This is a genomic window from Pseudobutyrivibrio xylanivorans (genome assembly GCF_010906925.1).
Taxonomy (GTDB): domain Bacteria; phylum Bacillota; class Clostridia; order Lachnospirales; family Lachnospiraceae; genus Pseudobutyrivibrio.
Genome location: NZ_VTVE01000002.1, coordinates 320,492 through 335,510 on the forward strand (window position 1 = coordinate 320,492; position 15,019 = coordinate 335,510).

General features: G+C 32.3%; 12 protein-coding genes. All 12 read right to left on the reverse strand.

The window, feature by feature from the left end; all coding sequences use genetic code 11:
* Positions 1-5: 5 nt before the first annotated feature.
* On the reverse strand, positions 6-1,241 hold the full coding sequence (locus F0Q01_RS08220; protein WP_090488064.1) for a Coenzyme F420 hydrogenase/dehydrogenase, beta subunit C-terminal domain: 1,236 nt from the start codon (positions 1,239-1,241) through the stop codon (positions 6-8).
* A complete protein-coding gene (locus F0Q01_RS08225; RefSeq protein ID WP_090488066.1) occupies positions 1,228-2,229 on the reverse strand; it encodes a polysaccharide pyruvyl transferase family protein in 1,002 nt (333 codons plus the stop codon). Before F0Q01_RS08225 ends, F0Q01_RS08220 begins: the two co-directional genes overlap by 14 nt.
* Before the next feature lie 19 nt (positions 2,230-2,248).
* Positions 2,249-3,286, reverse strand: a complete 1,038-nt coding sequence (locus F0Q01_RS08230; RefSeq protein ID WP_090488068.1) for a hypothetical protein — start codon at positions 3,284-3,286, stop codon at positions 2,249-2,251.
* Positions 3,287-3,299: 13 nt separating this feature from the next.
* Positions 3,300-4,469 carry a hypothetical protein gene (locus F0Q01_RS08235; protein ID WP_090488070.1) on the reverse strand — a complete coding sequence of 390 codons (1,170 nt, stop codon included), beginning with the start codon at positions 4,467-4,469 and terminating at the stop codon, positions 3,300-3,302.
* A 28-nt stretch (positions 4,470-4,497) separates the two neighbouring features.
* Entirely contained in the window at positions 4,498-5,604 is a 1,107-nt protein-coding gene (locus tag F0Q01_RS08240) for a glycosyltransferase family 32 protein (RefSeq protein WP_242941848.1), read from the reverse strand.
* A 19-nt stretch (positions 5,605-5,623) separates the two neighbouring features.
* Positions 5,624-6,715 (reverse strand): glycosyltransferase, encoded by a 1,092-nt coding sequence (locus F0Q01_RS08245; protein WP_090488072.1) that lies wholly within the window; start codon positions 6,713-6,715, stop codon positions 5,624-5,626.
* Between the two features lie 15 nt (positions 6,716-6,730).
* Complete coding sequence (locus F0Q01_RS08250) at positions 6,731-8,539, reverse strand: aminotransferase class I/II-fold pyridoxal phosphate-dependent enzyme (RefSeq protein WP_090488074.1); 1,809 nt, start codon at positions 8,537-8,539, stop codon at positions 6,731-6,733.
* 13 nt (positions 8,540-8,552) lie between these two features.
* Positions 8,553-10,301, reverse strand: a complete 1,749-nt coding sequence (locus tag F0Q01_RS08255; RefSeq protein WP_090488076.1) for a sulfatase-like hydrolase/transferase — start codon at positions 10,299-10,301, stop codon at positions 8,553-8,555.
* The gene (locus F0Q01_RS08260) at positions 10,302-11,393 is read right to left on the reverse strand and encodes a glycosyltransferase family 32 protein (RefSeq protein WP_205467965.1); all 1,092 of its coding nucleotides are present in this window, start codon (positions 11,391-11,393) and stop codon (positions 10,302-10,304) included.
* Positions 11,387-12,202 (reverse strand): hypothetical protein, encoded by an 816-nt coding sequence (locus tag F0Q01_RS08265; RefSeq protein WP_090488078.1) that lies wholly within the window; start codon positions 12,200-12,202, stop codon positions 11,387-11,389. Before F0Q01_RS08265 ends, F0Q01_RS08260 begins: the two co-directional genes overlap by 7 nt.
* A gap of 135 nt (positions 12,203-12,337) precedes the next feature.
* Complete coding sequence (locus F0Q01_RS08270) at positions 12,338-13,594, reverse strand: CDP-glycerol glycerophosphotransferase family protein (RefSeq protein ID WP_090488080.1); 1,257 nt, start codon at positions 13,592-13,594, stop codon at positions 12,338-12,340.
* Between the two features lie 21 nt (positions 13,595-13,615).
* Entirely contained in the window at positions 13,616-14,956 is a 1,341-nt protein-coding gene (locus tag F0Q01_RS08275) for a Gfo/Idh/MocA family oxidoreductase (RefSeq protein WP_090488082.1), read from the reverse strand.
* Positions 14,957-15,019: the final 63 nt, after the last annotated feature.

Here is a 15,019-nt window from a genome sequence, read left to right on the forward strand (position 1 = left end):
CACCATTAGTATTTAATAACGTTTATTTCTTTAGTAATGGAATTAAGTTTTTTATATATTTCATCTTGAAATTTATCGCCTACAGCAAGAACAACCATTACTTTATTTATATTGTTAAAATCAATTTCACTTAATATATTTACCGGTATGCCATATATGCTTCTTTCTGCAATTCTTTCTGTTACTATGATTCCTTCAACATTAATATCATTCTTAAAATACTTATTTTTTATACTGATAATTCGTTTTGAAATCTTGCCTGCTCCATATAGATATACTGTTTTCCCTATCAATTTTTCCAATAATACCATTTCTCGAGGATAACAAGTCTTTATTGCCGCCTTTTCAAACCCTTCATTTTGAACTAATTCTTCAAATTCTTTTTTTCTATCCCAGTTATATCCCCATACTCCACCAGAAGAATGATTTTGAAAATAACTTTTAATCATCTCCTCTTTAAGTAATTTCCTATGCTTTATTTCTCCTCTAATAGTTTGCCATAGATATTTACCTTTAGGTGTATTTATCGTAATAATGGAAGGGTGCTTTGCCATTATCCCATTTTCTCTTGCATAATCCTTATAATCAAAATCCCCTATTGTCAAATCACTCACATGTTTTTTTTCACAATATTTACACTTAAAACATACATTTCGCATCACTACCGATTCCATATATAATCGAGTAAATATATTCTCATTCCAACTTGAAATAATCTCTTGATTACATTCATCATTAGAGACATATTTAAAGTTATAATTATCTTCTTTCCCCTCAAAGCGGAAATCGATTTCTTTAATTTTATAATCTAAAGATTCTAAATATGCTTTAAAAAAATTTGGTTCTGCAGTTCCATGACAAAACAAGTCAAGTACGTACAATTTATCATAGTATCCAAATTTCTTTTGTATAGCCGCAGCTTGACAAGGTGTCCCCGTAAATAGAACATATCTTTTTTCTATAATGGCTTTCTGAATATCTTTTATACTTCTAGTAAAATCACTCCATACATATTTTGATTTTCTCATCCTATCAATAGCTTCGTATGTATCTACCGCAATATGTTCTACCAAATATTTTTCTTCATTATATACTGCGCCTATAACAATTCCACCTAATTTTAATATAACTTTTGCACAAGCAGAGAAGACTCCCCCCGAGGAACTCTTCCTCAAAATCGAGTCATCGATATTTGCCCCATAAAAAAATTCACTTATAATCTTCCCATCATTCATTTCCATCTAACAAAGCCCTTTTTATATAATCACTTGCTTTATTTCTTAATGCTACAAGTCTATCTACATATTCTTCCTTTTGAAACTCGAATGCATTTGGAATTTCTAAAGATTTTGCATTTAAATCTTTCCTAAGTGTTTCAGACCGATTTGCCACACTAATAACCTGATTTAGAATCACTTTTTTCCCATAATTAATCCCAACCATTAGGCCATGAAATGTACTTGTTATCACTGCATTAGCTTTTCCTATAAATCCAATCCACTCCACCGCCCTTAGTTCATTCATTTTAATGCTCATATCGCACCAATCATTTTTATATCCTAACGATATTAGCTTCAAATTATTTTTTCGTCCATACTCTTGTGCCATTTTTATAAAAGCTTCATCCCAATGTGCACCATATACTGCTATATAATCTTTATATATTGGAAATACAATATTGTTATCAGTTGTGAAGTCCCATAATAAAGCAGGATCAATTACTATTTCTATGTTCTTATCTACTCCAGACTCTTCTATTATTTTTTTTGTATATTCATCTCGCACCGATAAATAATCATATGAACTAATACCATCGATCATTTCTACTGAAAGTTCTTCAACAGTCAACCTATCGGCGCTTGGCGCATAGGATACTTTTTTTTTCGCATCAATTCCTATTCCCATCAAATGTAGATCTTTATTTAAAGTATTTCCCTCAAATGACCATATACTATCTGCACCTGTTATAAATACATCGTATTTTCTTTTTTCAAGGTCTCCAACTGATCCAACAAATGTATGCGGTATAATATTCCAACTATATGAAAATGAATTCTTTAATCTTAGATCATTTCTATAATAAATATCATCATGACTTTGTTCTAAATAAGCTAGTTGACGTGCTGATACATTATTTAAGCTATTTAAATATGAGGTTAACGCATATGCCTGTGTCCAAGCCCCATAGTTTGGCACTCCCCAATATGTCAAAATACTTACATCTATCATATCCACCTCTCCATTACTTTCATATTAACTCAACAAAATTCTCTAATTTAAAGCACTCTATCTCATTAATTTTCTCTTCACCTTTTACAATCATATTAATGTCAAATTCTGCTTCCAACTCTCCTACATCGGCAAATTCTCCATTTTCATACTCTTTCAAAATTCTTTGTCTATTACTGTAATAATACTTTCCATCATCTGAAAGAATTCCATTTTTATAATAACCTGATTCTACCAATATAGGATCCTCAACTCTTTTCTGTATTCCAGATTTGTGATCTACTATTACAAACCATTCTTCTCTTATTGTATCTATCAACAAATCCTTTCCGATTTTTCTAATTGTAATCCAGTCATCTGATTGAAATACGACTTTGTTATCCCGCTCTCTATACACTTTCCATTTATTATCATTAGTTTTTCCGCACAAATATATTTCATCTGCAATAATCTCAACAGAATTTAATTGAATATTACCTATACCGCTCTCCTTGACTTCAATAATTTGATTTTCTAATTCATATTCTATATATCTGTTATCCCCCGTCTGAACTGCTACTATTTTCTTTCCATAAAAAGCAGCCCGATTTAAACATACCTTATGGATACCTATTTTTTTGAATATTTCTCCTATATCAAATAAGTATTCAATCGTATTGTCAGCTGTAATTCTAATCAAATATTGATAGTTCATTGGAATACAATAGATGTCATTTCCATACATAAATGCTCCACAAAATAACATCTTAGTTCTATATAATCGTTCATCCTTTAATTGTAAAATCTCCTGTTTTTTAGAATTAATACCATAAATGTGGATATAATTCCCCCACATTGGTATCATAAATATTGTATTGTCTCTTATAATCAGTTTTCCTATAAGCGTTTTTTTAATCGACGCCTCTTCCTCTAATGAACAAACAAACTCACCTTTATTAAGTTTTTTATCATATTTAAACAACGCATTAATATCATTATGAAACATCCAAATAATATCTTTATTTTCTATTAATTCACTTGGTATAATACCAATTTTACTAATGTAATTTGCCAACATATTCTTTTCTCCACTAAAAGCTTTCTAAAAACTGATCTACTTTTATTATTTTTTTTTCATTTACTCCCTTATTTATTAATTGCCTTTTTATAATTTCGTAGTCCTTATCTAAAGTTATTACTATTAAATCTTTTTCTTTTTCAAATACATAGTTGGCCATAGTTACAATTGGTAAAAGTCCGATATGCTTATCTTGTTTATCAATTATTTTATCAACAGTAATGCCTATTTCTGTTAAAAGAATATATAAGTCTCTTCCTATACCACCTACTCCATAAATATCTATTTTTTTGTAAGGGGTTTTATTAGTTAAAATAATAGCTTTATTTCTTAATAATGCTATTTTATCTTTTACCAATTTTGCAAAGTTATTTTTACGTCCATATAATAGTGCTTCTTGCTCCCTATCATATGAATAATTCAAAAAATGAGAATATATTACTTTTGAAAAGATTTTAAAATACTCATTCTTTGGCACTTCTATAGTTTTCTTTTTTGTTAAAACCACTTTATTATAAAACCAATTTGATTCGTTTTCCTTTTGGTCTGGATATATAGTTATATCCGCGTATTCCGCAAATAATTTGTTTACATTATGTCTTATATTTTCACGCCAAACCATAAACGAATTCTCTTGATTGTGTACCGATAAATTCCATTGATGAAATCCTTCGTATTCTTCGTTCTCGGCTTCATTTTCATGATGTCTTAAAATTACTTTTCCCCCGATTTTACACACATAAAGCAATTGATATATTCCAAGTATTGGGTCAAATGAATGATCCAAAGAATTACTCATATGTACAATATCAAATGTTTCTTCATCAAATAATTCATCCAAAAACTCTACTAAACCTGTTCTTAACTGTATTCCATTTGTAAGATTATATTTCTCCATCAGACGTCTATATACATCTGCAAGGGGGTCTACGGCTATTGCATTGATTTTAACTTTTTCACTTTCAAATCCACATCGCGAAAAAGGTCCTGCTCCTACATCTAAAAAACTACATTCATCATAATCTTCTAAATCATCTTCTAATTTGAATTTCCTATCTTTTATATACCTTGTTATTATTTTATTGTGAAATTGTCCCTGTTCATTAAAAACCTCATTTTCCCAAAAACTTATTTCATCATCTATTCCGGATAACCATGTTCTTATATAATCTATATAATCCATTTTTACCATCCTCCAAGTTATGCAAAAATTACATACTTCTATTCATATCCCCAGATATTCTTTTATTATGTTCTCTAAAAATACTGTCTTCCCACGATGCTTCATAATGATGTATTGATTTAGTAAAGTTTCTGGTCTTTACCCTTCTCGTTTTAGAACACATTCCATTAATCATTATTCCCGGGTAAATAGTTAATCCATCTATAAACTGGTATTCACCATTTAATACTAATCCATGTTTTTTTAGCACTTCAGTTTGATATACCGGGCTTGCTGTTAAATTCAAATTTCCGTCTTCTTTTATAAATAATTTATCTTCGTAATCATCCAGCCATTCTTTAATAAAAGAATTTCCTTTACGCGCACCAAAACCCAACCCCAATGCTATATGATCATTATGTTCAAACGCACAATATGCTTCTTGATATAATAAATCATCTAATGAATCAATTATTTCAACATCTGTATCTAAGTAAATTCCACCATTGTTATAGACAATGTCAAGCCTAGCATAATCAGGCACAAACCCCCATTTTTCTCTTTTATATGCCTGATACATATAATTATTTTTACTTACATCATAATTTGATTCATTCCATTCAATTATTTCATAGTCTGGACAGCATTTTTTCCAACTATCAATACACATTTTATTCAAATCAGATTTGCTTCCATTTCCAAACCAACAATAATGAATTATCTTTGGGATTAATGCTTCAGAAGTTCTTCTAATATTCGTCGGTACATATTTGTTATAATCTATTTCTTCTTGCTTAATTGCTCCTAGTAGCTCTAATGAATAAATATCTACTTCTCTTAAACTTGGTATTCTATCAAGAATCTCTAATATCTCTTCATATTTTAAATTATTGATTATTATTAAATATCTACCATTACCTATGATTTTCTTTGCTTTGTCTAAGGAAATAATTTCTACGCTATTATTTCCCAATAATATTTTTTCTTCTTGCCTGTCTTTATTTTCGTCAATTATGTATTTAATAGATTGAATTATTTTCGGAGACTCCAAAATGTCCTCAAGTTTTGAACACATCTTTCCAGCACCATAGCATATAATTGAATATCCCTTATCAACCCTATCCTCTACGCTCTTAATGCTCTCTACTTTAAACATACATGGCTCCTAATCTGATTTAAATTACATCAATCATCTTTTCAATATCCCTAATGTAATCTTCAAATCTATCATTTTCATCTGCAAACATTGCAGCCTTTATTTCATCATTACTTTCTCTATCGAGATAATCGCACAAAGCTTCTACTGCTTCTTCGTTGGTATCTATTACTCTTCCATTCCTTTTACTTGCTATTTGTCGTTCTGAAGCCCCTACTCTAGTTGATACTACAGGTACACCTAAGCTAATCGCTTCTGACACAGCCAAGCTATATCCTTCTGACTTGGAAACCATAAGCATTACTTTTGCCTGTTTCACAATCGGAAATGGATTTTCATGATATCCAAGTAAAACCACTTTTTGATCTAACTGTTTTTCTTTAATTATTTCTTCTACCTTTTCTCTAAGATTTCCTGTTCCTAAGAAATATAGTTTCGCATTACTATTTTTATTAAGCACTTGTTCAAATATATCAATCGCTCTTATTGGGTTCTTATTATCATCCAGTCTTCCAAAAAAGATAATGGCGTTCTCATCTAGTTTTATATCGCATTTACGATTTGATTCATCTTTAATCCTTTTAGCGTCTATGCAATTATATAATTTTATTACCTTATCCTTATGATTCGGATATAAATCTATTAATGACTTTTCTGTATTATCGCTAATCACCACAATCTTTTTAGCCTTTTCAAAAGACTTGTCTTGAAGCTGCCGTTCTTCTTGCATATTTTCCTCGAGCAGATTGTAGAGATCACCATGAATCCAAGCGATATTTTTCTTACCTGGAGGCAACAGGAAGCTTGGTTTAAGATAATTAAATGAAATATAAACATCGTAGTCTTGTGGTATATACTGAGCTATTACCTTATCCCACTCATGATATACGTAGTACATACGAGATTTTCTATCAGGCGCATTTGCCAAGGTATAATATGGATATACTTTCACATAGTCTGGTATTTGTTCTTGCTTGATGGTATCATGAATAATCTCCATAACTCCCAGCTCATATTTTTCTGGGTTCAATCCATTTAAGATCGATGTTAAAAGAGACTCTGCCCCTCCACCTTTTGAAAAACAATTAATAATAAAAAATACTTTTAGCAAGAACTTTTCCTCCTACTAGCTTAATACACTCTTGAGAGCTTCAACCAATTTATTGTTGTCATCCTCATCTCTAATCGCCACACGTATATATTCTTTTCCATTAAGTTTTTTAGATAAGTTCTTAACCAAAATATTATGGTTAATATAAAGCTGCTGAATAACATCAACTACCTTGTGCCCGTTAAGCAATTCAATCATGAAATAATTTGCCTGTGATGGTACAATTCTTATGCTACTTATCTTTTTCAGCTCTTTAAAGAAGCGTAGTCTTTCATTTCTAAATTCTATTAATGCATTCTCGTACTGACCTTTATATTTCTCTGCAATTTGCATATAAAACTCAGCAAATGAATTTATATTCCAAATAGAAACGCTTTTCTTTATCAGGCCAATTAAATCTTTATCACCTGATGCCATTATTCCCAAACGCAGTCCCGGTACTCCATAGGACTTAGAAATACTCTTTACTACATACAACATCTTATATTTTTCCAATATATCTTGGTCTAATAAGGAGTTTTCTTTTTCGTCTGCAAAATCTGCAAAAGATTCATCGATAACAATATTTATCTTTCTTTCATCGCACCATTCAATTAAAGATAATAAATCCTCTTTTTCAATATAATTTCCTGATGGATTGTCTGGATTAATAATTATCAAATTGTGTATTTTTTTATCTGCAAAGAAAGACTCAATTTCCTTGATTCCATATGAATAATCAGGATTATCCACTTGCATAACAACAGATTGCTTCGACGGATATCTATTTGGATATTCTTCAAAAGTAGGTCTAATAAAACCTACCTTACCTTCCATTTGCTCCATCAATATCTTAATCAATTCTGCTGCTCCATTACCAACAACTATATTTTCTTGATGGACGTTAAAATTTTTAGATGCTAATAGTGAATTTACTTTCATCCCAGATGGATAGTTAGTAAGCAAACAGTCAAATGAGGCTTTCATTTCATCTTTTATTTTTTGATTAGGATAATAAGGATTTACTAGATAACAAAAATCAAGCAGTCCTGGAAATCTCCAGTAGCCCCCATATCTTTCCTCAATTTTTTCGACTTTAGCACATATGTTGTCACAGAAAAGAACTTCTGCTATATCCAAATCCTGTGCATCATCAATCTCATACCATTTCTGATTGTTAAGGCGCTTTCCTTTTATTTCTGATGAATCAAGCATCGTAATAACTTTCAATACCTGTTCATAATATTCATTCTCACCTAATGCCTTCTGATAAGCATCTAAAAATGGTATGTAATAATTCTCAGAGAATCTTCGACTAAACTTATAAATATTTACAGTCTTGTAACAACCAATCGTATTGTTAAAATCAAAATTTCTTCCTGAAATGAAATCTACAATATTATCATCCTCATCCAGTTTTATACATGTTCCGTCCATCCAAGACTGATATTTGTCAACGAGAGCCAATGTCTCTCTTGGGTCTTCTAACAATGAATCTAAAACAGAATCCTCAAAAATAATGTCCGATTCAAACAAGATTGTGTCATCCTTCAACAACCAGTCTTTGGCTAAAGCCAAAGAATAAATATTGTTGGTTTTATCATAAATAGGATTATCTATATATGTTATTGGAGTCTGTGTATTAAGGGTGTCAATATAATCTATTAGCTTTTGACCATGGTAACCCACCACAATTACAACTCTAGAAAAATGCTTCTTATCTATTTGAGACAGCATTCTCTCAATCAGAGTCACCCCATTAACTCTAACCATGCACTTTGTATTGTCTTGTGTTAATTCTTTAAGTCTTCGCCCCATACCTGCAGCTAATATTATTGCTTGCATAAATGGTCCCCTTTCATCTTGTAACTACTGTAATGTCATCCTTAACGATACTAAACAATTCTTCTATCTTATTAGAATCTAATATCTCAGTGTCTTGCTCATATACCCTTTTTCTTCCATTGCTAAATATTATTATCTTATCTCCATTTTCAAATACAAATGCTTCAAAAGCCAACAAGTCTTCTTCGTATCCTAGTTTTTTATATAAAAACTTAAAGTCAGGATTATAGATTTCTGAACGAGCACACTTTATATACTCTCTTTTCTTAATATCAATATCCCTGCCTTCTTCCATCGATAATGCAACATTGTTCATCTCTGCCAAAGAAACAATTTGATTGTTTCTTCCTGCTTTAACATGGTTTCCAAATACTATAAATGGTACTTGAGTCCATCCTTCTGAACATGTAAGCTCTATTTCAGGTACATCCTCAAGTTTAGTATCTTTTGACAATAATAGATTTCCATGATCCGCATACATTAATATATTTAAATCCACATTATCCAAGAAAATTTCAAGTGTTTCATCTGTGTATCTCATAGAGTCATCATGCTGTTTTTCATAATCAGCTCTGAGTTTTCCGCCCTTCTGTGGCAAAAAATCAAACAGCATTGCTGTCCCTTCAAATAAAACATCTCCTTCAGTATATGGATTTGAAAATGAATAATGGGTTTCATATAATTCATGAATTAAAAATAATCCATTATCTGTTTCCAAAGCGTCTAACATAAAATCCCATAACTTCTGGGTCAAGGTTTGAAATGCTCCGCTATACTTTATTAACGAATCTTCAATATGTTTGTCCATGTCAGTATACAAGCATATTTTTCTTTTCTGTTCTTTCGCTTGCTTTATAAATCTACACTCATCACCTAATACTTTATTACTTTTGTAATAACCTGTTTGCATATTAAAATTTTCGCTATACACTGGCATCAAACTTTCAAAAGTGGATGTTGAATAAGAATATGCATTTGTATAAAAAAGACCTTTTCTATCTATTATCTTCATGATTCTTGGCATTACTTGGTGATTCATATCACTTCTCTTCATACCATCTAGACATAGTAACAGAACGTTCTTTTTATCTATTTTTTTGTATGCTTCTAGCATTAAGCTATATAATTCTTCAATGTCTTCTAGAAGACATTGATATAGCTTTTCTGCATACAAGCAATCTGCTTTTTTACAACACTCTATTGCTAATCTAATATCTTTGATTTGAAGAAACAAAGATATTAATTCACGATATTTTTCTTTATCATCAGGTTTTGTTTTTAGCTTGTTTATTGTTCTATATATCTGCTGAGGATGAGTTCCATAATAGTAGTCCGCATTCAGTTTTATACCCCTTTTATTAATTTCCTCATAAATATCTAGAACAGGAATACTAGGACATATTTCTTTTAATTTAGCTGCAATTTCTTTCCTAAATTTGTATGAAGAAATAATAATACCGTCTATCTCATATTCAGATATTTCATTGTCTGTGATTTGTTTGAACCCTGACTCATTTTCTTGATTATAGTTATCAATGATGACTTTTACGTTCTTCAATTCAAACATAAAATCAGCCATAAGCATCTTTGTGTGACCACCATTAGCATAGATAGCAGGCTTTTTCTTATCTTTAAGAAACTCTTCTAGTATTTCTTTTACATAGGCTGCAATCTTTTTTCCATCAAGTGGACGCTCTAACCCATATTTTTCAAAAAGATCATTATATTTCTTTTCAATTTCAGCTTTTAATCTTACATCCATTTATCTTATTCTTTCTTTATATAATTCTTCTAATTTTTGCATTCCTTCTTTTTCTCTATCACTCTTCCAAGCTCCCGCCTCTTTATGTACCGAAACCGTCTTATCTGAGAAGCAATCTGGCATTCCTGGAATTGTCAATGGAGACATTACCTCATTTGGATATACAACCACCCCATCAATCTTTTGATATCTGTTTTCCAGTAAAAATCCTCTTTTTTTCATTTCTGGATGTACAAATTGATGGCAAGGAACATTTCCTGGTTTTCCATTTTCGTTCAAGAAATGACTTTGGGCAAATTTATCTCTTAGTGCGCCAATGATTTCACTGTGTGCCGCAGCACCAAATCCACAGCCATGATTAATTCTGTCCGCACATCCCATATTAAAGAACGCTTTGTCACACAATAAGTCATCAAAACTTCTTAAAGCCTCAACGTCAGTATCCAAATATATTCCCCCCTCATTGTAAATAATGTCTAATCTCGCAAAATTAGGAAAAAAAGCAAAAGCTTTACTTTCTATAGCTTCTCGCGAATAATCACATTTCTTACAATCATAATTATTTTCATTCCATTCTATTATCTCGTAATCAGGATTATATTTTTTCCATGTTTGAATGTTCTTTTTAAACTCTTCCGGCAGTTCTTTCCCTCCAACCCAAATATAATGGATTTTCTTAGGGATTATCATTGAACCTGATGAAAACACAAAATCCGTCCCAGCTTCTTTTGTGTTTCTTACAATTATTTGCAAAAAAGTTCTTAAACCATCCAATTCTGGAATAACATCTAACTGATTTACAATCTCTGCACTGTAAAATGGGGATGTAATCATCAAAATACTTCGAGATATCTCTCCTTTAATTCTTTTAACAAATTTCTTAGGACTAATTATCTCTACATCTCTTCCATTATGCTTTACGCTATTTCCCCACATTCGATCGTTATTATCAACAATTGCTTCAATGTCTTTGTTTTCATGATATATATCAAGACAACTTTCCAACGCCCTACCCGCGCCAAATAAGTAAACCTTATTTTTTTGAGACATCTTTCTATATTCAATTGGTCCACAATTATCGAGTTTTAGCATTTTACCCCATATTTCTCCATTATTCTTTTATTTATTTCTTTTAACGGACTAAGTATTCCTTCTTCTAGTTTTTTAGACAACTCGGATATATCTGCTCTTCCATTTGCCTCATGGATATTTATTTTCCCGCCATTTAAAGATTTATAAATATCTGCATCAATTGTATTTTCGCCCCAATATATAGCTATCGCAAGACGATGTACTCCATCAAGCAACTCATAATTCTCTAATAAACTAATTGGATTTATTTCTTTGTAGCCTTTTTTTTCAACAATCTCAATCAGCTCTTTGAAGGAATCTAATCTCTTATTTGCTGTATCAATACCACAATGCAATTTCATCGCTGCCAAATACAGCTCATATCCATCGGCTCTTTCCCCGTAGAATTGTTCAATTGCTGCATAACGAATAGCAATCATTAAATTATTTTTATTAGCACTCAGTACTGATTTAATTGGAACATTCTCTGTACATATTTTATTACCCGCCAAGAGCTCATACAGATTTGGATATATCCATGTATAATTCTCTATTCCACTTTGCTTAAGAATTGTCTCAATTTCTCCCGTAATTGACTCGTGTACAGCAATACAAACCAATTCATCATTGAGATTACATTCATCAATCGCTCTTACAGACCAGCCGTATTTTGCTTCTGATGATCCTTTAGTTGTTATAAACCCTTCAAACTTTCCCAATAAATCTCTATTTTCAAGCGCTTTATAAAAATTATCAGCTACATATCCTGCGCCATAGATAACGTATTTATTTTTCTTTAAGGTTCTAACTAAATCCTCTGTTCTAAGCATTCGTTAGTCTCTCCATTTTTTACACTATCACTAATATTTTACCCTATTTCGTCCCAAATTACTCAAAATCCCACAGAATGTTGTGAATATTTTGTGTCCTAAAAAAGCGATAGCAAATCGCCATCGCCTTTTTTCTTACTCCATCCTCCCCAAAATCTCCTGGGCCACCTTCTCGCTGGCATTACCGTCAAATACCAATCCGATCTTTCCAAAGAACTCATCCAGCCTATCCTCGTATTTCTGCTGGTCAAAATGCAGTACATCGTGCTCTAGGTCATCATTATTGGTGGCGATAGAGAATGGGAATACCCAGTCTTCTCCTGGGAACATTTCCTGATTTGCTGTGACCTTGTCAAGTGAGTCAGTGGTCATATTCCAGTATAGTGACCCTCTATCTCTTTCATACTTTTCAATATCATCTGCGTAGATAAATACAGGCATTTTTGCAAATGCCGCCTCGAAACATGCGCTAGAGTAATCTGTCATATAGGCATCCATAGCCGCCATGATTTCATATAAATCGTCTGCCTGGCTTTCATTGAGGATTCTATCAGCGATTTCATCATTTTCATAATCAGAGAATCCTGCTGCAAGCTGCGGATGTACTCTAAAGCAGATGTACCATTTGCCTCCAAATTTCTCCTCAAGACAGTCAATCAAATGTTTAAAATCTACACTCCAAAGCTGCGAATATACAAAACGTTTTCCATCCTTAGCCCCCTCTCTAAAAGTAGGAGCAAACAACAGAATCTTTGCATCTTCTGGCAGACCATTTTTTATCCTATATTTCTGCTTAATGACACTTCTGTCACCATATAGCACATCGCATCTTGGTGCGCCTGTCTTTAGATAGTGGCCATCGTAAATAAGCCCCTTTGGACTAGCCAGCTCGCAGAATTTCGAATCGATTATCAAATCATCTATCATATCCGAATCATTTTTGCTAACCAGATATGCCATTTTTGAAAAGCCTGCTCCGCGCCATAATCCAACAGTCTTGATACCGAGTGTATAGTGATTCGTATTTACGTAGTACTGACCTTTTCTCTTTACTGTTCCATAAGGTTTTCTATAATTATCAATCCACACTTTTGAACGAGTCAGATAGTATGCTCTAGACCACAGAGTGTTTGGAACCTTTTTTATATAATCAGGGAATTCTTTTTCCCAAGCATTTTTATTTACAAACCAAACAAATTTAAGAGATCCATCCATTTTGTGAAGCTTTTCAACCAAATACTTAGGATTGCATCCAAATCCGCCTTTTCCCTCAAAAGTGCACACGCTTACAAGTTTTTTATCAATAGGAAAAACTCTACAAAAATAAAAGCACATGCTGTTACACAGTGCTTTTATTCTTCTTTTTAAAATGTACAAATCTTCTTTTTTCATTATCCGCCCAATCCCTATTAATTAGACTCCTCTATTCTCATGAATGAGGAACTTCTCCATAACGGAAGCCATAGTTATTGATTCTTTTCTTGTGAGCTTGAACTCGCTGCTTTCATTACCATTTATCTGATTTAACATATCAGCTATCTCATATCTAAGTCCGTCATCTAGGAATGTCTCAGAATATTTTTCGACTCTACCTGGATCTTCGAAATGTACTTCAAAATAAGTGGTCTTCCACCAAGGCGCCTCTGCGATTATATATCCCTGCGTTCCAGCGATAAGTAATCTGCCTTCGCTTTTAACTCCTAATCCACAAGTGATAGTAGCCATTCCCCTAGGAAAATTCATTGAACACTTGGTAAATACATCCAGTCCATTTTCTGCATGGATACTATTAAAGCTAATATCATCATATTCCAAGCCAAAAAGCTTAATAACTGGTAGCATACAATAACTTCCTAATTCTATGAAGCTTCCGCCATACTTAGTATCAGTTAACTCTCTGCTATCAGTTTTCTCAAGCTTAGTAAAGCATGCATCTACATATCTAATATTTCCGATTATTCCGCTTCTAGCTACATCCATAAGCTTTGTAAAGCCAGGACAATATGCTGTTTTAATTCCCTCGATTAAGATGACGCCATTCTCCTTTGCCAAGTCAAATAACTCTCTGGCTTCATCTTCCTTAAGGGCAAGCGGCTTTTCACTAATCACATGGAGCCCTTGTGTTAATGCTGTTTTAATATATTCATAGTGATATTGATGAGGACAAGCAACATAAATAATATCAGAGTTCTCATGAAGCTCTTGCTCTGTTTTGAATAAATTTATATCATGTTCTTCTGCAAATTCCTTTGCACTTTCAGTATTAGGATTATATACACCTTGAATATTAACACCAGATACCTTGCGAGCCTCAGCTACAAATCTACCTGCTATACGACCATTACCAATAATGCCGATTCGCTTGATACTGAAATTCTGATTGCGAAGCATAGTAGATGATACATCCTTGGTACGCTCAAGGTATACCACTTCACAATACTCTCTCAAATAATCAAAGTATCCTACCCAGTCACTACCTACAGTAAAAATATCAACATTGTATTTTTGGATATCGCTTACCTTCTGACCGTAACTTTCCTCGATGATAATTTCATCAGCAAAACCAGATTTTTTAACATTTTCTATTCTAGTAAGCAAATCATCAACTACATTAAGCTTACCTCTTTGTCTATCATAGCTCTCGGTGGTCACACCAACAATTAGGTAATCACCCAGTGCTTTTGCTCTTTGTAATAATTTGTAATGACCTTCATGGAATAAATCAAAGGTTCCGTAAGTAATTACTTTTTTCATATATATTCCTTCTCAGCCCCATGGCTTCATAAAAAACTATAGAATTCTATGATAGTTATCGGC

Excerpts from the sequence above, each read along its gene's own strand:
- F0Q01_RS08220 (WP_090488064.1), bottom strand. The coding sequence starts at position 1,241 with ATGGAAATGAATGATGGGAAGATTATAAGTGAATTTTTTTATGGGGCA.
- F0Q01_RS08225 (WP_090488066.1), bottom strand. The coding sequence starts at position 2,229 with ATGATAGATGTAAGTATTTTGACATATTGGGGAGTGCCAAACTATGGG.
- F0Q01_RS08230 (WP_090488068.1), bottom strand. The coding sequence starts at position 3,286 with ATGTTGGCAAATTACATTAGTAAAATTGGTATTATACCAAGTGAATTA.
- F0Q01_RS08235 (WP_090488070.1), bottom strand. The coding sequence starts at position 4,469 with ATGGATTATATAGATTATATAAGAACATGGTTATCCGGAATAGATGAT.
- F0Q01_RS08240 (WP_242941848.1), bottom strand. The coding sequence starts at position 5,604 with ATGTTTAAAGTAGAGAGCATTAAGAGCGTAGAGGATAGGGTTGATAAG.
- F0Q01_RS08250 (WP_090488074.1), bottom strand. The coding sequence starts at position 8,539 with ATGCAAGCAATAATATTAGCTGCAGGTATGGGGCGAAGACTTAAAGAA.
- F0Q01_RS08255 (WP_090488076.1), bottom strand. The coding sequence starts at position 10,301 with ATGGATGTAAGATTAAAAGCTGAAATTGAAAAGAAATATAATGATCTT.
- F0Q01_RS08260 (WP_205467965.1), bottom strand. The coding sequence starts at position 11,393 with ATGCTAAAACTCGATAATTGTGGACCAATTGAATATAGAAAGATGTCT.
- F0Q01_RS08265 (WP_090488078.1), bottom strand. The coding sequence starts at position 12,202 with ATGCTTAGAACAGAGGATTTAGTTAGAACCTTAAAGAAAAATAAATAC.
- F0Q01_RS08270 (WP_090488080.1), bottom strand. The coding sequence starts at position 13,594 with ATGAAAAAAGAAGATTTGTACATTTTAAAAAGAAGAATAAAAGCACTG.
- F0Q01_RS08275 (WP_090488082.1), bottom strand. The coding sequence starts at position 14,956 with ATGAAAAAAGTAATTACTTACGGAACCTTTGATTTATTCCATGAAGGT.